This window comes from Salinimicrobium xinjiangense DSM 19287 (assembly GCF_000423585.1).
Taxonomy (GTDB): Bacteria; Bacteroidota; Bacteroidia; order Flavobacteriales; family Flavobacteriaceae; genus Salinimicrobium; species Salinimicrobium xinjiangense.
In genome coordinates, this window is sequence record NZ_AUIG01000001.1 from 411,055 (window position 1) to 433,174 (window position 22,120).

Here is a 22,120-nt window from a genome sequence, read left to right on the forward strand (position 1 = left end):
AGGGTCTGCTAACCCTTAAATAACCTCCGGGTAGCGCATTTGATTTTTTGTCCATATCCAAAAGTACTATTAAATCTTTCCTAAACTTCAGCTAATTGAACTCACCTGATTCTTTAAAAAGAGTGGAATCGGTTAAATTTACCAAAGAGCATATTTAAAGGGATGAATAAATATTTCCTGCTAAAAATCTTTCCAAAAGAAAATCAAAAACTTTATGGAATTGGATACATCTAAAAAACTTTCACCCCTCGGGGAATCATCCATTTCAGAAATTATTAAAGAACTCCAAGAGGAATGTGAAATTGAAAAGCACCTTCCCGGGGGAGGTTACCTTCATATGAGCGATGAGCTCCCCTATTTAGTGGTTTATAGAAATCTGGATTTAGATAAGGATGAGGTTGAAGATACGGCAACAGTCCGGCTGATCCTTAGCGAAGCTTCCTTTATGGTCATTGGGAATAAAGATTTTGAAGGTTACCAACAGCTCATGTTTAGTCTTAGTGATGCCATGGCTTCAAAATTTAAATCTTTTTTAATATTAGAGGTTTATGCAGGAGATCCTGAGAGCCGCAAATTCAGGATCAAAGGTCCTGCTGATAAACTTTCCACTACCATCAAGGTGTTTCAGGAAGAACTTGATGATGTTAATTCGGGATACAGGGCTCTTAACCTTGAGCAAACAGAGGTCATTGATACTGTAGACAGGCAACCTGAAGGCAAAAAGCCTCTTCTCAATGTTCAACAATTAAAGGATGCCGGTTGTCTCCTGATAGGTCTTGAAGTCCCACCGGTCTATCGCAGCAAGGAAGGAGAGGATTATCCGGTATTTTTCAGAAGCTTTAAGGACGACTTTGTAAAGGCCCTGCACAAAACAATATTTCAGTTCATAAGAATTCAGACCTCCAGCGGAGTCAAAAGTTATCGTGCTCTTGGACAGAAAAACCTTCAGAAAAAAGTAATTGAAATAGACCGCGCCCTGGCAGAAATTGAAACTTCTTACCAGTTCCTGTGGCTCGTCTCTCCTGCTAACATTCGGCAAATAAAGGATACTTTTTTTGAGAGCAATTATGAGAAGGTGCTTAATTACCATTACCGCTTGCTTCCATTTGATCCCGATGTGCTCAAGAGAAAATTATATAATTTAAAGATTGAAGAAGTTGATGATCCTGCCTTCTCCTATATTTTCAGAGAAAAAAGGGAGGAACTTGACCTGCAAATTAGCATGCTTACAGAGAGAGGATCAGACAGTTTCTTTTACAACAGTATGATGCTCTATGGAAAGATCCCCAGAAATCTGCAACGGGAAGCTGAAAATATTCTAAGGGAAATTCCCGAAATGGAGAACCAGGATTTTGAAAGCATAATGAAGGCCGAGGATTTTAAGGTGCTTGCAGAAAAAGAATTTGAATATTTCAAAGATCAGGATGAAAACTTTTCGAGTAAGGTTCATGTAAGGGATGATGTAAATATTCTCATGGTATCTCAGGGAGAACTTTATTTACCCAGTGATTATAAACTAAATGCCAATGAGACATTCGCATTGATCCAACACGAAATAGGGACTCATGTTCTCACCTTTTATAATGGAAAACAACAACCTTTAAAGCTGTTGTCCATTGGACTTACAGACTATGATACGCTGCAGGAAGGTTTAGCCGTATTATCAGAATACCTGGTTGGGGGATTAAGCGGTAATCGAATGCGCACCCTTGCCGGAAGAGTTGTAGCAGCCTCTGCCAGAATGCATGGTGCCGAATTTCAGGAAATCTTCAGGCTGCTCGATGATGATTATGGATTTAGTGAACAACGCGCTTTTAATATAACTTCACGAATCATGCAGGGAGGCGGGTTCACTAAAGATATTTCTTATTTAAAAGGATTGTTTCAGTTAAAAGATTACCTGGCAGAGGGTGGAGAACTTTCTCCCCTGCTTACGGGAAAGTTTGCTCTGGAGCACCTTCCCATTATTACCGAATTAGAAGAAAGAAGAGTCTTAAAACCTAACAATCTGGTTCCGCGATATATGGAATCCGAAGAAACAACAGAAAAAATTTCACAAATCAGAAAAGGAATTTCCCTTTCACAATTAATCAACGCATGAAAATATGTTTTGTAGTTAACAGCGTCGAAACCGAAGGCGCGGGAACAACCGTTTATATTATGCATGAAGCCTGGAAAAGAGGTCACCAGGTTTATCTTATGGGAGTGGGAGATTTTAGCTTTACTCAGAATAAGGAACTGAGTATCATCACCACTCACCTGCCCCGAAACGCAAAACCAGAAACTCCGGAAGAAAACCTGGAAATCCTGCAAAGCGATAAAGCGAAGAGAAAGAAGATCAATGGAAAAGAACTGGACGTATTATTCATAAGAAATAATCCCACAGAAGAAGGAACAGACCGGCAGTGGGCAGAACAATCGGGCGTTGCCTTTGGTCGAATGATCCAGCAGGATGGTGTTTTAGTCCTCAATGACGCTTACGCATTGTCTTATGCCTTTATTGACAAATTATATTTTGAGGAGCTACCGGCTTCGATCAAACCTGCTTCATTAATTACCAGGGATAAAGAAGAAATTCTTCAGTTTTTTGAAGAACATAATAAAAAAATGATCCTAAAACCTCTGGAAGGATCCGGGGGGCGCGGTGTTTACCTCATAGACAAGAACGAAAAGAACCTGAACCAGATCATAGAGAACCTGTCCAAGAAAGGGTACATTATAGCTCAGCAATACTTGCCGGCGGCAAAAGAGGGAGATGTGAGAGTTCTTCTTCTTAACGGAAAAATCCTTGAGAAAAACGGGAAATATGGAATTCTTAAGAGGACGACCGGGGAAGGGGAATTTCGCAGTAATATCTCCCAGGGAGGAACACCAGAAGCCTATGAAATTAATGATGACATTAAAAAAATTGTTGAAATAATCAGTCCAAAACTAATCAGAGACGGTTTATTCTTTGTTGGGCTGGACGTGGTTAAAAACAAACTGATAGAAATTAATGTGCTTAGCCCGGGAGGTCTTGACGGACTTTATAAAATTGGAGTCGATAACTTCTCTGACGTGATCGTGGAAGCCATTGAAAAGAAACTGGAATACAAGAAAAATTATGGAGTCAGAATTTCCAACAGGGAATTGGCTACTATGGTATAATATTAAATAAATCAAAGAAACGGGGTAACCCTTAAACCTGAAACTAAATGAAAATATGCTTTGTTGTTAATGACGTTAATACCGAAACCTGTGGCACCACGGTTTATCTTATGCAGGAAGCCAGGAAGAGAAAACATGATGTCTACGCCATGGGTGTGGGAGATTTTTATTTTTCTCAAAATGAGCCTTTGAGCATAGATTCTACTTATGTGCCTAAGAAGATGGAAATCAAAAATCCGGAGGAATATTTAAAGGCGCTGCAGAGCGATAAAGCCATTAAGGAGCGAATTGTGGCTACAGATCTTGATGTGCTGTTCATAAGAAATAATCCCACCGAGGAGGGCACCTCCCGTCAATGGGCCGAACAGGCCGGTGTTGCCTTTGGGCGAATGATGCAACAGGAAGGTGTCCTGGTGCTCAATGATGCCTATGCTCTTTCCAATGCTTTTATAGACAAATTGTACTTCGAAGAGCTGCCCGCCAGTATAAAACCTAACTCCATTATCACCCGTAAAAAAGAGGATATTATGGAGTTCTTTGAAAAGCATAAGAAGAAAATGGTCCTCAAACCCCTGGAAGGTAGTGGCGGGAGAGATGTATATCTCATTGACAAAAATGAAAAGAACCTGAACCAGATCATTGAAAACCTTTCTTCACAGGGGTATATCATTGCCCAGGAGTACCTTCCGGCTGCAAAAGAAGGTGATGTAAGGGTTTTACTTATGAATGGCCGGGTAATGGAAAAGGATGGAAAATTTGGGATCATAAAAAGGGTCACCGGCGAAGGAGAATTCCGAAGTAACTTTAATCAGGGGGGGACAGGAGATAAAAGTCCTCTAACAGAGGAGATGAAGAAGATCGTGGAGATCACTGCACCAAAGCTTATTAGAGACGGCTTATTCTTTGTAGGACTAGACATCGTAAAGGATAAGCTTATTGAGATCAATGTTTTAAGCCCCGGAGGTCTTGATCATTTTGGAGAGATAGGGCTACCCGACTTTTCTGATGTAGTTATAGATGCCATAGAAAAAAAGGTAGAATACAAGAAAATGTACAAAGGACAGATTTCAAATCAGGTGCTTGCCACTATGGCATAACCCGAAAGCAAAATTTATGAAAAAGAACGATCGAATTATAGGTAATTATTCATCCGGAAAAAATGGTCCCCTACTCTTTGTAACTGCAGGAGTGCATGGGAATGAACCGAGTGGCGTCAAGGCTCTGGAAAAAGTATTTGCAGAACTGGAGAAGACCAAACCCGGGATCGAAGGCAGAATCGTGGGAGTGATGGGGAATAAAGCAGCTCTCGAAAAAGGACAGCGTTATATTGACGAAGATCTCAACAGGACCTGGACCAAAGAAAATGTAAAAAATCTTGATCCCGAAACTCAGGAACAAAGGGAGATGCACGAGATCATCGAGGTTCTCGAAGAATTTCCGAAAGATGATTATACAAAAAGATACTTTCTCGATTGCCACACAACCTCATCAGACAGCTATCCATATATTTCTGTTCAGGATGTAAACGATAATGATAGTTGGGCGCAGAAATTCCCCACTTATATAGTGAGAGGTTTCAGCGATATCATTTATGGAGCAATTGACCATTATATGAGCCGTACGGGGCTTACCGGTTTTGTATTTGAAGCCGGACAACATGAAAATCCTGCTTCTGTTGAGAATCATGAAGGGGTTATATGGTTAGCACTCAAAGAAGCCAACAAACTCTATGTTGAACAACTTTCCTGCTACCCCGAATGTGTAGAACGTTTTACAGAGAAAAATGCTCCTTCTCAAAAAGTCTTTGAGATTGTTTACAGGCACGAGATAAAGAAAGGAGATAATTTCAAAATGGAACCCGGCTTTAAAAATTTCCAAAAGATCAGAAAAGGACAGTTACTCGCTACCAGTAATGGCGAGGAAATTAAAAGTGAATGGGATGCGTATATCTTTATGCCTCTTTATCAATCCCAGGGTAATGATGGATTCTTTATCATAGAAGAGCAATAAGTGATACGGCAAAAGAGGTGGAGTTATCGTCGTACGATACCTACCACCTCGCCTGTAGCACAATTTACTCTCAATAATTCCCTGTCTTCCACCCCGTATTTTCCTTCGGGCACCTCATAATCGGCCACTCCCTCATTGAAAGACGTGATCATAATGATCCTGCTGTCATCCCTGGGATCTATCAGCGGACTATTACAGGTGTTTTCCTTTACAGAGATTCCTTCGGGGGTTTCAAACATCAGTGGTGCATCTACCGCCGGCCTTAAAACGGGAGTCATAGAACGCTGAACATTACTGCTTCCGCAACTCATCAGGATGAAAATAACGAGTAACATGCTGGCTTTAAAAAGGTATTTTTTCATACATCTTTGAAATTGGTTGATACTTAAAATTAGCTAAAAGTTCAATATCAAAATTGAGCTGTGATAAAAAAATCAGGTTTTATTCCTTAATATCCAATAACTACCGGGCCATGAACTCAAGACACACCGGAGTTTCTGCCGGCAGAGGTTCACCTTTTTGTTCTAAAGATCCGTCGGTATTAATGACAAAGGCTGAAATATTTCCTGAATCCTGATTTGCCACGTACAAATAATCTCCTTGTGGAGAAATGGCAAAATTCCGTGGAGTTTTTCCCAGTGTAGAAGTATGCTCCAGGAGATCAAGTTTTCCTGAAGATGGATCAACCCGAAAGGAAACAATGCTGTTGTGCCCCCGGTTGGAAGCATATAGAAATTTACCTGAAGGATGCAGATGAATGTCTGCACCCGAATTATCTTCCGAAAAACCTTCCGGGAGTGAAGAAATCTTCTGGACAGGTTCCAGTCCGCCGTTTTCCATGACCTGGAAACACTTACGCTACTATCCAGTTCATTGATAGAATATGCAAATTTTCCGTTTTTTGACATGGTAAAATGCCTGGGGCCGGCACCATCCGGCAAATTCACAAAAGCCTGCTCTGCCTGAATTAGTTTTCCTTCAGTTTCATCAAAATTATAGATCCAGATTTTATCATTTCCCAGATCTGCTATGTATGCCTTTTTATTGTTAGGGGAAATCGTAACCGAATGAGCATGAGATTCCTCCGGATTTTCAAGATCAATTCGTTGTTGTTTTTCCAGGGAGCCATCATCGTTAAGCTTGTACATCATAACCACTCCGCCTGAATAATTTGCCACAAAAACATAATTGCCCGATTGATCAATTGAAATATGAGCCGGAGCGAAGCCTTCCGAAGAAAGTTTGGAAACTTCTTCTAAAGAATCATTTTCAAAGATTTTGTAGGAATAAACGAAACCGGAATCTCCATCTCCAGGTCCCAGTTCACTCACTGCAAAGACATATTTACTGTCTTTTGAAACCTTGACAAAAGAAGGATTGGTTACTTTTGCCACAGTTTTGCCTTTTTTAAGATTTCCGTTATCATCCTGATAAAGCGTATAGATCCCATCTGCCTGCCCATCTACATGGCCTTCCTTCTTTGTGTAGGTTCCTAGAAATATTGTATTCATTGTTTCAGCTTTGTTAGTGATTTCAGCTGCGCTATTGTATGATTGGCTCTTTTCTTCTTTACAGGAAATAAGACCTCCTGCGATTAAAAGAGCAAAAATTTTGTTTATGGAAATTACCATTAGAACGTTTTCATTAAAAATAAGAACTTTCTTTTAACCACCTGCTGCTTTTCAATTAAGAAATGGCAATAATAAACAGGCCGGCGAGAATAATAAAAATTCCTATCATCCTGTTCCTGAAGTTCTTCTTTTCATTGAGGAAGAAAAAGGCATAGAGGATTATAAACACAGCACTGGACCTTTTTATGGTGATCACATAAGGAACAAGGATAAGCTGAAGGGCGAACATATGCGCCAACACACTGGTGGTTCTAAAAAAACCTACCATAAATAAAGGACCTTTGCGGTTTCTTATTTGCAGCAAGGGTTTTTTAGATTTCCAGAGCAAAATTGGAATAAGATATACCAGGATAGTAAAATCTTTGGTAAAAGCCCAGAAAACAGGAGAGGTCTCCTCCACTCCTATTTTGTCCAGGTTGGCTGTAATACTCCAAATGAATGCTACACCAAACATATATCTTGCTCCCTGGTTCTTGAGAAGGGAAACAAAGGGTGCAAATATCTTTTTAGGATCTTCACTAACATTGGAAATATAGGTGCCTATCACAATTAAAATAATTCCTGTCAAGCCCAGGGCATTGGGAAATTCTCCCACCATAATTGGAGAGGTGACGAGCATGAACAGCGGAGTTAAAGTAATAAGCGGAAGCGTTACCGAAATTTCAGACCTTTTAATAGCTTTAAAATACAGCAGGATCACTGTTAGTTGAAGCAGAGAACTCGCAAGTAAGGTCCAGAGAAATCTTTCTGTCATTACTTCCATTCCTAAATAAAATACTACCGGAATTAAAAGAAGACTCTGTACCAGGTGCATGGAAAAAGCCGCCGTATATTCATCTATATGATGAAGATTATGCTTACTGGTTATATCTTTTAAAGCTTCAGAAACTGCAGTTCCAAAGGCAAGTAAAAATCCTAACATTTTTTCACATTTTTAGTCGGCAGGAAAAGCAAGGGTTCCCATTATGGCATTGTTCTTTTGCCCGGTATTCATTTGGCTAAACTGGATTACAACAGGCACGCTGGATCTAATGTAACATCCATAATTCCTCTCCAGTCTCACAGCAGCCGGATCAATAAGGTCATTTATTCTAATTTTTCGCAGTCTCCGGGGCTTTATTTTTATTTCGTAAGTGCCCACAGGAGCTTCATCCTCATAAAATATAAAGATCTCAATTTCTGCTTCATCTTCGGAAGTATTCAGCACCGAAATTTTGTCGTGACTGTTAAACATGGGTTCTTCGCCGGTAGATTCAAAAGGAATCCTTCCTCCCGTAAAGGCCCAGTCAAGTTTTCCTGTTTTCTTCATTCATCTGAAATAAAAAGTTCATGCATATAGGGTGTCAAAAATGTGTTTTCCGGATCAAATTTTTGACGTGTTTCCTGAAACTCTTTCCATTGCGGATACATCTCCTTTAATTGCCCTGCTTTTAAAGTATGTTTCTTTCCCCAGTGCGGCCTGCCGCCATGTTTTAGAAAAATAGGTTCAATGGCCTGAAAATAATGCCAGAATCGTAGCCCCGCATTATGATGCAGGGAAATAGTGACCGATTCCCTCCCGCTCATGGGACTAATTAAAGCATCATCTTTTTTGATAGTGCGAATAAGAAGTCTCCACGCAACATCTCTCCTGAATTCCTTTTTGACCCGTTGCCTCACTTCAAGAAAACAATCCATAGCTTTCTCTCCAGGCAGCACGTACTCCATTTCATCAAATTTTATATCTCTTTCACGAGGCAGGATCTCATGGCTGGGGCCTTTCCTCTCAAGTTCAAGAGAACCGTAAGAGATGTCGGGCATCTTATCTTTTTCGGTATTCATAATCCTGATCTTACAGAGGTCGGTCCTGGGATACCAGTAGAAATCGAAGTTGCGGTTCTTTTTAAGATCTTCCAGGTTGTCCATACAATCCCTGAGACTTACGCAGTATTCTTTCCGGTATAACTGATAAACCGGCTCCAGCTGGAGACGCATTTTTAAAAAAATTCCGCAGCTGCCCATTGAAACCTGCAGTGCCCGCATTGTTTCGGGATCGGTATCTCTGCTCAATTCCACGATCTCTCCCTTTCCGTTGACCATTCTCACCCCGTGCAGCATAGCAGAAAGGTTTGCCAGTTCCACCCCGGTCCCGTGAGTTCCTGTGCCTATCGCTCCTGCAAGAGTCTGCACATCCACATCTCCGGTATTATGCATGGCAAGGCCATAGCGAAAAAGATCTTTTCCGGCCTCTTTTACGGTCATACCAACCGGTACAGTTGCCCTGTGATTATTGAGGTCGGGATCTTCAACCCCGCGGAAATGCTTCAGGGAAAGCAGGTAATCACTTGTTCTTACCAGCGGTGATGAAGAATGTCCCGCACCGGCTACCCGGATCTTTTTTCCTTCGGAAGTTGCTTTTTTAACCAGTTCACAGACCTGGTCTTCACTTTCGGGAGTACAAACCTCTCCCGGGGTAAAGACCATACTGCCACTCCAGTTCCTGAAGATCTCCATTTATTCTGAATAAGCAATGGTGGTTAAAAGTGCATTTTCGGCCTGTCTTGAATCGAGACGGGTATGCTGTACAACCACAGGAATTGAGGACTCTATCACACATGCGTAATCTGTTCCCAGCGGTACCGGTTCGGGATCTTTTAGATCGTTGAACCTTAAATGTTTAGTGCGCTGTGCTTCTACTGTAACTTTATATGGTCCAACCGGGTCTTTATCTGAGAAGAAGATGGTCAATTCCACCTCGGCATTTTGATTTGATGTATTTAAAATACAGGCTGTTTCATGGCTGGTGAATTCGGGTTCTTTTCCTGTTCCATATTCGGGGATATAACCTTCAGCAATTACCCATGTCTTTTTTCCTAAAGTTCTCATATCATGTCAATTTAATTAATAGCCCCAGGTTCCCTGCTATTTTTATTTCATTACTCAATTCCTTTCCTTCCAATGTGTGATCTGTAGCAACTTTTACTGTACCCGACCAGTCAAAATCGGGCGCAAAATTTAATTTTGATGCCCCTAAATTCAGTATTATCAGGAATTTTTGATCTTCATATTCCCTGATGTAGGACAAAAGATCTTTATCAGTAAAGACTGGAATATACTCTCCAACATGCAGCGCCGGTTCTTTGGCTCTTATCTGCAGAAGTTTTCTGTGCAGCTTCAGCATGGAACCTTCTTCATCCCATTGTATTTTTACATTCTGTTCTTTATAATTTTCGCTAATTGGAAGCCAGGGTTCACCATTGGTAAATCCGGCATTCTCAGAATCATCCCACTGCATGGGAGTTCTTTCGGGGTCGCGGCTGCGGCCCACTCCGGGTTCATTCAGCGCCTGTGGATCCTGAATCTTATCTTCCGGAATATCCACGTCCTCCATTCCCAGTTCATCTCCATAATAAACAGTAGGGGTTCCACGTAAAGTGAGCAACATCATCGCTGCTATCCTTGCCTGCTCCTTTCCTACTCTGGATGCAATACGGGATTTATCATGGTTACCCAGCACCCAGTTTGGCCAGCCATCTTCGGGTAATGCTCCTTCATATTCGTTTATTGCAGCATTAATTTTTTCGGGATCCCAGGGCAGTTCAAGTAACTGAAAGTTAAAAGGCAAATGGGCTCCATTGTTCTCGAGCCCGTAATATTTAACCAGCTTATGAATAGGCAGATAGATCTCCCCTATCAACAAACGCTCATCAAATTCATCAATTACATTCCGCATTTTTTCTACCATGTCATGCACTTCATCCTGATCTGTAGAATATGCCGGAATGACTTTATTAAATGTTGACATCTCTTCAGTGTAGTCGGGGTTTGGCGGATTGTCTCTAAAGTGCTCATCCTTGATCATGTGCCACATCACATCTACTCTAAAACCGTCCACGCCTTTCTTAAGCCAGAAACGCATGGCATCAAACACCGCCTTTTGCACTTCGGGATTTCTCCAGTTGAGATCGGGTTGTTCTTTTAAAAAAGCATGGTAATAATATTGTCCTGTATTTTCATCAAATTCCCATGCAGAGCCACCAAAAACGCTCATCCAGTTGTTTGGCGGTCCACCATCTTCATCGGGATCCTTCCAGATATACCAGTCCCGCTTTGGATTGTCTTTTGATTCTTTCGATTCCAGGAACCAGGGATGTTGATCTGATGAGTGATTGGGTACCAGATCCAAAATACATTTCATTCCTCTTTGATGTATAGAATCCAGTAATTCATCGAAATCTTCCATATTTCCAAACATGGGATGAATACCGGTGTAGTCACTCACATCATAGCCAAAGTCGGCCATTGGGGAAGGAAAGATTGGGGATATCCAGATTCCCTTTACTCCAAGGTCCTGGAGATAATCGAGCTTTTGTTGTATCCCTTTTAAATCTCCTATTCCGTCACCATCGCTGTCCTTAAAGGATCGTGGATAGATTTGATAAATAACTTCTTTTTTCCACCATAAGAATTTCGTGTCTCTCATAAATACATATTTCTTTTGTGAAGCCATCTGTATCCATAAGGAGTAAGAGTGATCTTTCCATCTTTAGGATCAAATGCCTCATATCTTTTGTTTCCGAAGGTATCGATTATGTCCTCCAGATCTTCATCTATACTGAGGTCAAACTCAACTACCTGTTTTTTATTTGAGAAGTTGTGAAAAGCTATGCCTATACCTTTTTCTGATTTAATGTAATGGCCAAGTACTTTGGGATTTCCCGTATCTATTATAGTTGATTTACCCCATCCATACTCCGGAAATTCCTTTCTGTAATCTATTGCCTTTGAGATCCAGTTGAGAAAGGAATCGGGATCCCTGTGCTGGTCACTCACATTTACCTTTTCGTAACCGTATTCTCCACCTGAAATCACATTTCTTATCAGTTTATCTGTAGGAGCATTTGAAAATCCGCCATTTTTTTCATTTGCCCATTGCATGACCGTTCTAACACTGGACCTGCCTTCCATCGAAAGATCTTCCCCCATTCCCAGTTCTTCTCCATACCGCAAAACCGGAGTTCCCGGAAGGGTGAAAAGAAGACTATGCGCGAGTTCCATCTTCTTTCGGTCATTCCCTAAAATTGATGCCAGCCTTCTCCTTATTCCTCTGCCAAAAATTCTCATGTTCTCCTTTGGGGCAAAGGCATCAAAGACCTCTTCCTGTTCAACTTTTGAAAGTTTATCCAGGTTTAGCTCATCATGATTTCGAAGGAATACTGCCAGTTGCTCTTTTTCATCAATGTTTGGCATCCGTTGCATCGCTTTTGCCAAAGCTGTGGCCTCTTCCCTGGCGAAAGCCAGATAAAGGAAATTATTTACATAAAAATTGAAAAGCATATGCATCTGGTCTTCATTCCCTAAATATTTATCATAGAGATTAGGATCCAGATCCACTTCGGCTAAAAGAATGGCATCCGGTTTCTGCGTCTCTACAAATTCCCGAAAACGCCTGAAGATCTCATGAGGATCTCCATCAAAATCCATCCTGCCCTTTTCCTTGAACATGTGTGGAGCCGCATCTATCCTGAAACCTGACACTCCCATCTTAAGCCAGAAATGCATAATCCTGAAGATCTCCTTCTGCACATCGGGATTTGATAGATTTAGATCGGGCTGGTGTGGGTAGAACGAATGAAAATACCAGGCTTTTGCCTTCTGATCGTATTTCCAGCTAATTGCAGGCTCACCTTCCTCGGCCATCATGTTCTTCTCGGGATCATCGGGCTTTTCATCTACCCAGATGTAGAAATTTCTATATTTGGAGTTCTTGTCTTCCCGGGCTTTTTGAAACCATTCATGTTCCACTGACGTATGATTTACCGCAAGATCAATAAGTATCCTTATTCCCACTTCTTCCGCAGCATCTATTAACTGGGCGAAATGCCCCATATCTCCTAATCGGGGATCGATCTTGTAATAATCTCTAACATCATAACCGTTATCTCTGTTAGGAGTATCAAAAATAGGCAAGAGCCATAGACAGGTCACTCCGAGGCTGGAAAGATAAGTTAGTGCTCCTTTTAGCCCTTCAAAATCTCCCGTGCCATCGTTATTGGAATCTTTGAATGTCTCTACATCCAGAGAATAAATGATAGCATTTTTATACCAGTATTTGTTCATAGCGCTTTTATTATTGCTGTTGAAAATAAGGAAGCACCTCTTTGCCAAAGAAGTCGATATAATTTTCCTGTTGTTTATTCACATTGTGAATAATGATCTTTTCAAATCCTATTTTTTCAAATTCCCTAATCTTTTCAATAAAAGTTCCAGCTTCATTGGCAATGATCACATGTTCTTCCAGATCTTCTTTTCTTGTATTCTGTCCCATGGCATCAAACTTTTCGGGACTGTCAATATCAGCGATAAGTTTACTTGGGTATATATTGTTCTTCCATTGCTCCCATGCTCCTTCCCGTGCTTTTTCTATTGATTTATCATAGGATATCTGCACCTTTAAAGCCATAGGTTTACCGGCACCATTTGCTCCTCTAAAGGCTTGAACCATTTTTTCAAGTTCTTCTTTAGGTTTGGAAATGGTGATCATGGCATCGGCCCATGAAGAAAGCCAGGCTGCAGTCTTTTCGGTTATTGCGGCTCCGAATACAGGAGGTATAAATTCCGGTTTTGTAAATAACTTCGCGCGTTCAACAGTAAATGCTCCTTTATGATTCAGGTATTCATCTTCCCTCCATAACTTTCGCATTACTTCTACTGATTCCTGTAATCTTATATTTCTGTCCCTTTTTGCCGGCCATTTTTCACCAGTGATGTTTTCATTAAGGTTTTGTCCACTACCCGCACATAGAAAAAATCTTCCCGGAAACATTTGATCAAGAGTCGCAACTGCCTGTGCTATAATGGCAGGGTGATATCTTTGACCGGGAGCGTTGACAATTCCGTACTCCAGTTTAGTAGCCTGCATGGCTGCCCCAAGCCAGCTCCAGGCAAATCCACTTTCCCCCTGCTTATCACTCCAGGGATGAAAATGATCTGAGGATAAAACTGCCGTGAATCCTGCGTCTTCGGCCTGTTGAACAAGGTTAAGCAGGTGACGCGGAGTAAATTGTTCATGGGAAGCGTGAAAACCAATTTTCATGTAAAAAAGTATTAGAAAGATTAGTATTCCTTCTAAATTATAAAGCTTTACAGGATAAACAGGTTTTTTGCTATTAAAAAAAAGATAAAATGTTGATTTTCATTAACATCATCTAAACATATATGACTAGTGTCATAAGCTTCTCATAAAAATGACCGTACATTTGCCAGGAACTTAAAACCAGATCATGAGTACACCCTTAAAAAGACACGAAGTCCTTAAGCCACTAAGCAGAGACCATCATCACGGTTTACTGCTTTGCTGGAAAATTAAAGAAGGTCTAAAAAAACAGGTTTCCAAAGATCGTATCAAAAGCTACACAGATTATTTTTTTACCTCTCAGTTGAGGCCGCATTTCAAATTTGAGGAACAGGAAATTTTTCCCCTTTTAGGACCCTCTCACCCCATGATCATTCAGGCGCTAAATGAGCATCGTCGTCTGGAAGAGCTTTTTAAGAGCGAGGCCGATAATGAAGTATTTGTAGCAATAGAAAAAGAATTAAACCGACATATAAGATTTGAGGAAAGAGAACTTTTTTCGGAATTACAAAAAACGGTGCCCGAAGAAAAACTTAGAGAAGTAGATAATAAGGAAGAAAAAGTCATTACTCCAAACCCCGACGATTGGGAGGACAAATTCTGGCAGCGTTAAATATTTATAACCAGTGTTTACGTTTAAAATAGAACACCATAGCAGATACCAAAAGTGCCATAGAGAACAATAGGATAGGATAAGCATAGGGTTCATCCAGTTCTGGCATGTATTGAAAATTCATTCCATAGATCCCGGCTATAAAAGTTAAGGGAATAAAGATAGAGGCCATGATGGTAAGTACTTTCATAACCTCGTTCATTTTGTGATTTATCGTGGTCATGTACATGTCCATCAGCCCCCAGGACATGTCCCTGTATATCTCGATGTTTTCTGAAACCTGGATGATGTGGTCGTAAAGGTCCCGAATATAATTAATCGTTCCTTCCTGTATTAATCCCCCATCTACTTTTTCCAACCTGCTCACCACTTCCCGGAGCGGATGGACCGCTCTTCTAATTCTTAACATAGTCTTCTTTAATGCCTGGATCTCCTGGGTAGTGTCATGGCTTGGCTCAGAAGCGAATAATTGTTCTTCCAAAGCTTCAATTCTGTCTCCCATTTCTTCGATGACTATAAAATAATGATCCACTATAGCATCCAGGAGGGCGAACACCAGGTAATCTGCTCCCCTGCTTCTAATACGGCCTTTCCCCTGCTCAAGCCTGTCTCTTATCCCGTTAAAAACATCTCCCCCGGCTTCCTGGAAAGTGAGGACATAATTTTTACCCAAAACAATGCTTATATGTTCATTAATAAGATGCCCGTCATCTTTGAAATACAGCATTTTTGCAACAATGAAAAAATAATCCTGGTACTCATCAATTTTAGGACGCTGATTTGTATTGACGATATCCTCAATGATCAATGGATGCAGTTCATAATACTTCCCCACCTTTTCAATCTCCACTGTATTGCTCAATCCATCAATATTGATCCAGGTGGTGCGATCCTCGGCCTCAAAATTAAAAGCATCCTGGGGAGTTTTGGAGGTGAACCTTTCAAAATGTTGAGTATTATAATCTATCACTTCAAGAAGAGTTTCAGACTCTTCTTTAGAACCTACATAAGTTACAGTACCGGGTGCCTGGTTAAGTGCCTTTGTAGATTTAGGTCTTCTGGATAAATAGCGCATTTTTTTCGCCATAAAAGAATAAAGTTTTTCTTAAAAGTAAGAAACTTGGACCTATTAATGTCGCTGCCCAATAATTCCTTTTTCTGTATCTTATTAATTGCCTATTGATATTGGTTTGATTTTCTTTGCAGAATGGTACAGGAAGCGCAATTATTAGAAACTCTTAAAGAATATTTTGGCTACGACAGCTTCAGGCCTCTGCAAAAATCCATTATTTCCTCTGTTTTTGAGGGAAAGGATAACCTGGTCATCATGCCCACCGGCGGAGGGAAATCTATATGTTTTCAGCTTCCGGCCATTCTGCTGCCGGGAATTACTATTGTCATCTCTCCGCTTATAGCTCTTATGAAAGATCAGGTGGATGGTTTGACCGCCAACGGCATTCCCGCCGCTTTCCTGAACAGCAGTCAGCAGGAAAAAGAACAGCAGGAAATTTTCAGTAAGATTTCCCGCAACGAAATAAAATTACTTTATGTAGCTCCCGAAAGCCTTCAGTATATAGACGCTGTTTTTTCCGCAGGAAACATCAGCCTTATTGCAATTGATGAAGCACATTGTATTTCCGGATGGGGACACGATTTCAGGCCCGCCTACACCCAATTGGGTTATCTAAAGAACCGGCATCCCGAAACTCCCATGATCGCACTTACCGCCACAGCCGATAAAGCTACGCGGAAGGATATTTGTGATCAGCTAAATATTCCGCACGCTACACGTCATATTTCCTCCTTCGACCGCAAGAACCTTAGCCTGGAGGTACGCCCCGGAATTAAAAAATTTGAACAGATCATGGCCTTTTTGAAAGGCAGAAAAGCCGAAAGCGGAATTATTTACTGCCTTAGCCGTAAGAATACCGAGGAGCTGGCCGCTAAATTGAAGGCAAAAGGATATAAAGCCGAAGCATACCACGCCGGACTCTCTCACAAGGAGCGTATACAGATACAGGAGGAATTCATAAATGACAAAAATGAGATCATTTGCGCTACTATTGCTTTTGGGATGGGGATCGACAAATCCAATGTGCGATGGGTGATCCATTATAACATGCCTAAAAACCTGGAAGGTTACTATCAGGAAATCGGTCGGGCCGGTCGGGATGGACTCCCTTCCTCTACCCTTCTCTTCCACAGTTATGCCGATGTGGTGCAGTTGCAGAAATTTGCTGAAGGTTCAGGCAATGCAGAGGTTCAACTGGCAAAGCTGGAGCGCATGAAACAATATTCTGAAGCCCTTAGCTGCCGCCGAAGGATATTACTCAGCTACTTTGGAGAGATCATTTCAAAAGATTGTGGCAATTGTGATGTGTGTAGAAATCCACCAGAATTCTTTGATGGAACTTTACTGGCACAAAAAGCACTTTCTACTGTTTACAGGCTGCGCGAACAGGAACCTGTTTCCATGGTCATTGATGTACTAAGGGGAGCGCAGAACGCCCAGGTTCTCGAAAAAGGATATCAGCAACTGTCCACCTACGGGATTGCTAATGATGTTTCCTGGAGAGATTGGCAGCAGTATATGATACAGTTGATCAATCTCGGATATCTGGAAATAGCTTTCCATGATCAAAATAAAATTAAACTTACAAGCCCTGCAAAAAATGTGCTTTTTGAAGGAGAAAAGGTCTCCCTGGCCGATGTTACACAATCCGAATTAAAGAAGGAAGTTGTTGTTTCAGAAAAAGTCTCTAAAAATACCCTTTTTGAGAGGTTAAGAAAATTGCGCCTTGAGATCTCCCGGGATGAAGGTATTCCCGCTTATCATGTGTTCAATGATGCCACCTTAAAGGAGATGGAAAAGGAAAGACCAGTGACCGATGAAGAATTCATGCAGATTAGTGGAGTGGGAAGACAGAAAATGCAGAACTACGGCTACAAATTTATTAAAGAGATAATTGCTCACAGCAAAGAAAAGCGGGAGAAGAAGGCGAAGAAAAAAGGGAACACCTTTAAAGAAACTTTTAAAATGTATAAGGAAGGAATGAGCATTGAAGAGATAGCGCAAAGCAGGAACCTTGCTCCCACCACCATATTTTCCCATCTCACAAAATTGTATGAGTCCGGCGAGGATATTGACCTGAAGAAATTCATTTCTGATGCAGACCTTGAGGCGGTTCGAGAAGCTAAAACTGAACTTGGTGAGCCTGAAGCTCTAAAACCGTACTTTGAGCACTTCAATGAAAGTGTGGACTATGGAACTATTCGAATGGCTCTAACGATCCTGAACAAGGAAAGTTAGAGATTAAAAGTTAGAGATTAGAAGTACGAAGTGAGTAGTTAGTCGTTAGTCGTTAGTCGTTAGTAGTTTTGGTTAATAGTCATTGGATAATAGTTGATGGATAAAATCTTGAACCTTGAATTTTGAACCTTGAACCTGCCGTTAGGCAAACTCTACCTTGTTTAATATAAGTCCGCTGCCGGGGGCGATATAGGTGATCTGCATTTTAACTTTGGGATCAAGGCTATTTTCAATCTGCTCAAGAGTGAGTTCGCCATTCCCCAGTTGTACAAGAGCTCCCATCATTAACCTAATCTGGTTTCGCAGAAATCCTGATCCGGTTACACGCAATAAATAAGATCTTTCGGGAAAAAAACTGGCAGTGTATTTCGTATTCAGGATGATCTCACAAATATCGATCTCTCTTTCCAGGATAGTATGTGCTGTAGGTTTTACACAATAATTGTGGAAGAAATGTGTCCCCTGGAACAGCTTTGCCCCTTCCATCATCATTTCAATATTGAGATCTTCGGGAAAAGTCGCCATTAAGGGGGCTGCAAAAGGATGGCTTTTTTTTCCGAAGGCAAACAGGTAGAGGTATTCTTTCTTTTTAGGGTGTTGAATAATGTTGAAGGTCGCATCAACTTCTTCAATACTGAGTGCCCGAATATCCGGCGGGAGATTTTGGTTGAACAGCACCAGGAAATCGGCCATATTTTCCAGGGGTTCATGGTCTGTAAATAATTCAAAAGCCGATTCATGGGCAGAAACCATAGCATCTGTGCGGCTGGACCCAAGGATCTTGAACGGCTGTTCTCCAAGAACATATTTTAATGTCTTCTTCACCAGGCCTTCTACCGTTTTGAGTCCCGGTTGCCTTTGCCATCCATGCAGCCGGTAACCCAGGTACTGAATTTTTATAAGGTAATAATAACGCTGCCTTCTCATATCTTGTTTTGTACGAAATTAAATAAAAACTTCAGGTAAAAGCTCTGGAAATGTCTTTTATCTATAGGTCCTTTAACTTTTAGTTAAAATAATATGGCTGCTACTTTTGTATCTTCATTGTTATGGAAAATATGAAAAGCTCCAGAGGAAAGCAGATCTTATTCTACGGAACCCTTACCATACTTGGAATCTATTTTTTGTTTTCAGGTCTGGCAAAGGCAAGTGGATTTTTGATCCCTCTTGTTACAGCCATAATTCTGGCCCTGCTTATGATGCCCCTTTCCAGGAAAATGGAAAAAACATTCATAAATCGCATGGCTTCCTCTTTAATAAATACCTTTATTATTCTCCTGGCTTCTATAGGTTTTTTTGCTATAGTTTCCATGCAGGTCAAAACGGTGGTTGATGACTGGCCGCAGATCAAAGAGACCATGCAACCAAAATTTGAGAGAGTCAAGGATTTTCTTTTTGAACACACTCCTTTAGAGGAGCAGGACCTGGAAAGATCAGATAAGGGAACTAATGTTCCATTTATGGGGGGAGATTCCAATACCGGCCAAAAAGCAGCCTCTTTCCTCAATAAAGCATTTAGCTTTTTTGGAGATTACCTGCTTACCTTTATCTATATATTCTTTCTCCTCAATTACCGACACCGGTTCAAAGAATTTCTGCTTTTGCTTTTCCCCGATTCCAAACGTGACGAGGTAAAAGAAGTTATTGAAAAATCTGCTAATGTGACCCGGAAATACCTGGTGGGAAAATTAATTCTCATTGGTTTTCTTGCTGTCCTCTACGCAATTGGGCTGGGGATATCTGGAGTAAATAATTTCATTTTAATAAGTTTACTTGCAGCTGTATTAAGCCTGCTACCTTATATAGGAAATATAATAGGATTTGGGCTGGCTATGATCTTTGGATATTTGGTTTCGGGGGAAACAGGAGTACTTATAGGAATCATTATTACCTTCACGGTAGCTCAGTTTGTTGAAAGTTACATTCTGGAACCTTATATCGTGGGAGACCAGGTGGATCTTCATCCTTTATTCGTAATCCTATCGGTGATCATTGGAGGCATGGTATGGGGAGTAGCCGGTATGGTCCTTTCTATCCCAGTTCTGGCCATTATAAACGTGGTGTTTAACCATATATCACCTCTTAAACCATTCGGATTCCTGCTGAGTCAGGAGCAAGACAAAGATTAAAATGGAATTCACTCCTAAAGAGCAGTTCATGGGGTTTTTAGGGACTTCAGAAATCTTTGCCGAAAATGACATTTTTGAATACCCGTTATACCATACAGCCAGCCTGGTGCCGGGAGAGAAGTCTTACGAGATCTCTGCGCCCACTGCCAGTGTGCTCGGTAAACGTATGGAGTATTTCTTCTCCGCTTATATTTCCAATTTTACTTCGGAAAAGATCCTGACCCAAAACCGGCAGATCATTCAAAATAAAGAAACTCTTGGAGAAATCGATTTCCTGCTGAAGGATCCAGTTTCAGAAGAGATCTCTCATGTGGAGTTGATCTATAAGTTCTATTTGTACGATCTGGATACAGGAACTTCAGAATTAGATCATCTCATTGGCCCCAACAAACGTGATTCTCTCAACCAAAAGCTGGAAAGGCTTAAAATTAAACAGTTTCCGTTGTTATTCCATCCGGCAACACGGGAATTGCTCAGCACTCTTGGGATAGAACCACAGGATGTTGTACAGAAAATGTGCTTTAAGGCTTCCGTTTTTGTTCCGAAGCAATTTCAGCAAATCTCCTTCAGCAAGATCAATCCTGAGAGCATTGCGGGATTTTGGATAAAAGCTTCAGAATTCACTTTTAAAGATTTTGGTCAAAACCATTTTTTCACCCCTAAGAAGAAATTCTGGCCGGTTCCGCCGAAGGTGAACCAGACCTGGTTTTCTTTTGACCAAATAGTAAAACAGATTGAACCGCTCTTACACAAACATTTTGCTCCCATGCTCTGGATGAAAACTCCGGAAGGAGAACATTTGCGCTGCTTCATAGTATGGTGGTGAGTTCTTAGCAGAATATTAACGGCAAAACCTGAAGTAATTAAGGAAAAATTATGACCGCAGGCCCTGTGGCTTTTTTGTCATCTTAGTATCTTAACTATGAATATAAATCTGGAAGCAGGCCTTGAATTTTTCGAAGAAGGAGCTTCCCAAAAAACTATAGATCATGCCAATTTTGACAAAAGAACAATTTGAGAACTTAGCAAAATTTGACAATAATCCATGCGTTTCAATTTTCATTCCTACTCAAAGAGCAGGAAAAGACGTACTCGAGGAAAAAGATAAGATCAACCTGAAGAGCCAGTGGAAAAAAGCTACAGAAGAGCTGAAAGCTATGGGCTATCCACAGGAAAAAATAGACAAAATAGGAAAGCCAATCGAGGGGCTGCTAGATGATAGAGATTTTTGGAGACATCAAAGTGACGGACTGGCATTATTCCTTGCCGACGGTTTTTCTGAAAAATTCACACTACCTGTGAATTTCGAAACTTTCAATTATGTAGCCGATCATTTTTATCTAAAGCCTTTAGTGCCCATGTTCAACGGTGACGGAAGGTTCTTTTTGTTACACCTGCAAATGGACGATGTGAAATTATATGAGGCTACACGATATTCCATTGGTGAAGTAGAGGTAGCAGACCTTGTGCCAGACCGGCTGGAAGACAGAGTAGGATATGATTTTGAAGATAAGAACCAAAAGCATAAGACCCAGAGAAACAGCATTGGGGTAAATCCCGGCGGTACTTCCACTCAGCACGGATATGAACCCGCAACAAGAGATGATAAAAATGAGATACTCAGATTTTTTAGAGCTGTAGATAAAGGAATTTATGAGATTTTGCACAAGGAAAATGTGCCTCTGGTTGTGGCCTGCCAGGATGCTTATTTCCCTATTTATAAGGAAGCAAGCCGATATAAAAATCTATATCCGCAAGTAGTTCCCGGCAATCCTGAAGCAGATTATGATAATATGTTCGACCTGCACGCGGCCGCTCTTGATACTCTTGAACCACATTTTAGAAAAGAGAAAGAAGAAAAAATGAAGGAATTCAAGGAGTTGAATCCCTCCCGAACCTCCACACGTATTTCGGAGATCATTCCGGCAATTTACGAGGGTAAGGTTGACACTCTCTTCTTACAGAATCGCGAAGACATCTGGGGAGATTACAATGAAAAAATGGCTTCTGTAGATGTGCATGAAGAAAGAAGAAATGGTAGCATTTCATTGATGAACCTCGCTGCAAAAAAAGTGATCGAACAAAACGGTAAGGTATATCTTATCGAAAATGAATTTATGCCAGATAAAAATGCAAAGATGAATGCGGTCTACAGATATTAGGCCC

The 22,120-nt window shown here is 41.0% G+C and carries 19 protein-coding genes and 1 pseudogene; 9 read left to right on the top strand and 11 right to left on the bottom strand.

Features of this window, described 5'->3' with window-relative positions; all coding sequences use genetic code 11:
• Positions 1–214 precede the first annotated feature (214 nt).
• The 4 genes from G564_RS0101890 to G564_RS0101905 are packed head-to-tail and all read left to right on the top strand — an operon-like array spanning position 215 to position 5,157.
• On the top strand, positions 215–2,101 hold the full coding sequence (locus tag G564_RS0101890) for a flavohemoglobin expression-modulating QEGLA motif protein (RefSeq protein WP_029036162.1): 1,887 nt from the start codon (positions 215–217) through the stop codon (positions 2,099–2,101).
• Positions 2,098–3,147: a glutathione synthetase gene (locus tag G564_RS0101895; protein WP_029036163.1), complete on the top strand. Its 1,050-nt coding sequence runs from the start codon at positions 2,098–2,100 to the stop codon at positions 3,145–3,147. The genes G564_RS0101890 and G564_RS0101895 overlap by 4 nt, the downstream gene beginning before the upstream one ends.
• A 47-nt stretch (positions 3,148–3,194) precedes the next feature.
• Positions 3,195–4,244: a glutathione synthetase gene (locus tag G564_RS0101900; protein ID WP_029036164.1), complete on the top strand. Its 1,050-nt coding sequence runs from the start codon at positions 3,195–3,197 to the stop codon at positions 4,242–4,244.
• Between the two features lie 16 nt (positions 4,245–4,260).
• Positions 4,261–5,157 (top strand): M14 family metallopeptidase, encoded by an 897-nt coding sequence (locus G564_RS0101905; protein ID WP_029036165.1) that lies wholly within the window; start codon positions 4,261–4,263, stop codon positions 5,155–5,157.
• 23 nt (positions 5,158–5,180) lie between these two features.
• On the opposite strand, the gene G564_RS0101910 is transcribed toward G564_RS0101905, so the two are convergent.
• The 9 genes and pseudogenes from G564_RS0101910 to G564_RS0101950 all read right to left on the bottom strand — a co-directional run bounded on the left by G564_RS0101910 (position 5,181) and on the right by G564_RS0101950 (position 13,863).
• Complete coding sequence (locus G564_RS0101910) at positions 5,181–5,519, bottom strand: hypothetical protein (protein ID WP_029036166.1); 339 nt, start codon at positions 5,517–5,519, stop codon at positions 5,181–5,183.
• 100 nt (positions 5,520–5,619) lie between these two features.
• A pseudogene (locus G564_RS20635) lies at positions 5,620–6,788 on the bottom strand (lactonase family protein).
• A gap of 55 nt (positions 6,789–6,843) precedes the next feature.
• Positions 6,844–7,710 carry an EamA family transporter gene (locus tag G564_RS0101920; RefSeq protein WP_029036167.1) on the bottom strand — a complete coding sequence of 289 codons (867 nt, stop codon included), beginning with the start codon at positions 7,708–7,710 and terminating at the stop codon, positions 6,844–6,846.
• Between the two features lie 12 nt (positions 7,711–7,722).
• Positions 7,723–8,097, bottom strand: coding sequence for a sensory rhodopsin transducer (locus G564_RS0101925; protein WP_029036168.1), 375 nt, complete (start codon positions 8,095–8,097; stop codon positions 7,723–7,725).
• Positions 8,094–9,281: a D-arabinono-1,4-lactone oxidase gene (locus tag G564_RS0101930; protein WP_029036169.1), complete on the bottom strand. Its 1,188-nt coding sequence runs from the start codon at positions 9,279–9,281 to the stop codon at positions 8,094–8,096. The genes G564_RS0101925 and G564_RS0101930 overlap by 4 nt, the downstream gene beginning before the upstream one ends.
• Positions 9,282–9,653 (bottom strand): sensory rhodopsin transducer, encoded by a 372-nt coding sequence (locus G564_RS0101935; RefSeq protein ID WP_029036170.1) that lies wholly within the window; start codon positions 9,651–9,653, stop codon positions 9,282–9,284. It abuts the gene before it with no gap.
• 1 nt (position 9,654) lies between these two features.
• The gene (locus G564_RS0101940; RefSeq protein ID WP_029036171.1) at positions 9,655–11,250 is read right to left on the bottom strand and encodes an alpha-amylase family glycosyl hydrolase; all 1,596 of its coding nucleotides are present in this window, start codon (positions 11,248–11,250) and stop codon (positions 9,655–9,657) included.
• A complete protein-coding gene (locus tag G564_RS0101945; RefSeq protein ID WP_029036172.1) occupies positions 11,247–12,887 on the bottom strand; it encodes an alpha-amylase family protein in 1,641 nt (546 codons plus the stop codon). Before G564_RS0101945 ends, G564_RS0101940 begins: the two co-directional genes overlap by 4 nt.
• 10 nt (positions 12,888–12,897) lie before the next feature.
• Positions 12,898–13,863, bottom strand: coding sequence for a TIGR03885 family FMN-dependent LLM class oxidoreductase (locus tag G564_RS0101950; protein WP_037373258.1), 966 nt, complete (start codon positions 13,861–13,863; stop codon positions 12,898–12,900).
• 187 nt (positions 13,864–14,050) lie between these two features.
• Here G564_RS0101950 and G564_RS0101955 point away from each other — a divergent pair, with 187 nt between their 5' ends.
• The gene (locus G564_RS0101955) at positions 14,051–14,515 is read left to right on the top strand and encodes a hemerythrin domain-containing protein (RefSeq protein ID WP_037373260.1); all 465 of its coding nucleotides are present in this window, start codon (positions 14,051–14,053) and stop codon (positions 14,513–14,515) included.
• 4 nt (positions 14,516–14,519) lie between these two features.
• Here the strand turns inward: G564_RS0101955 and corA are convergent, their stop codons facing one another.
• On the bottom strand, positions 14,520–15,590 hold the full coding sequence (gene corA, locus G564_RS0101960; RefSeq protein WP_316928836.1) for a magnesium/cobalt transporter CorA: 1,071 nt from the start codon (positions 15,588–15,590) through the stop codon (positions 14,520–14,522).
• 132 nt (positions 15,591–15,722) lie between these two features.
• Between corA and recQ the strand changes: the two genes are divergently transcribed.
• The gene (gene recQ, locus G564_RS0101965; protein ID WP_029036176.1) at positions 15,723–17,825 is read left to right on the top strand and encodes a DNA helicase RecQ; all 2,103 of its coding nucleotides are present in this window, start codon (positions 15,723–15,725) and stop codon (positions 17,823–17,825) included.
• A 141-nt stretch (positions 17,826–17,966) separates the two neighbouring features.
• On the opposite strand, the gene G564_RS0101970 is transcribed toward recQ, so the two are convergent.
• Entirely contained in the window at positions 17,967–18,752 is a 786-nt protein-coding gene (locus G564_RS0101970) for a tRNA pseudouridine synthase A (protein WP_029036177.1), read from the bottom strand.
• Between the two features lie 131 nt (positions 18,753–18,883).
• Here G564_RS0101970 and G564_RS0101975 point away from each other — a divergent pair, with 131 nt between their 5' ends.
• The 3 genes from G564_RS0101975 to G564_RS0101990 all read left to right on the top strand — a co-directional run bounded on the left by G564_RS0101975 (position 18,884) and on the right by G564_RS0101990 (position 22,116).
• Positions 18,884–19,954 carry an AI-2E family transporter gene (locus tag G564_RS0101975; protein WP_037373327.1) on the top strand — a complete coding sequence of 357 codons (1,071 nt, stop codon included), beginning with the start codon at positions 18,884–18,886 and terminating at the stop codon, positions 19,952–19,954.
• Between the two features lies 1 nt (position 19,955).
• Entirely contained in the window at positions 19,956–20,780 is an 825-nt protein-coding gene (locus tag G564_RS18335; RefSeq protein ID WP_051205250.1) for a DUF1853 family protein, read from the top strand.
• A gap of 163 nt (positions 20,781–20,943) precedes the next feature.
• Entirely contained in the window at positions 20,944–22,116 is a 1,173-nt protein-coding gene (locus tag G564_RS0101990; protein ID WP_029036179.1) for a baeRF3 domain-containing protein, read from the top strand.
• Positions 22,117–22,120: the final 4 nt, after the last annotated feature.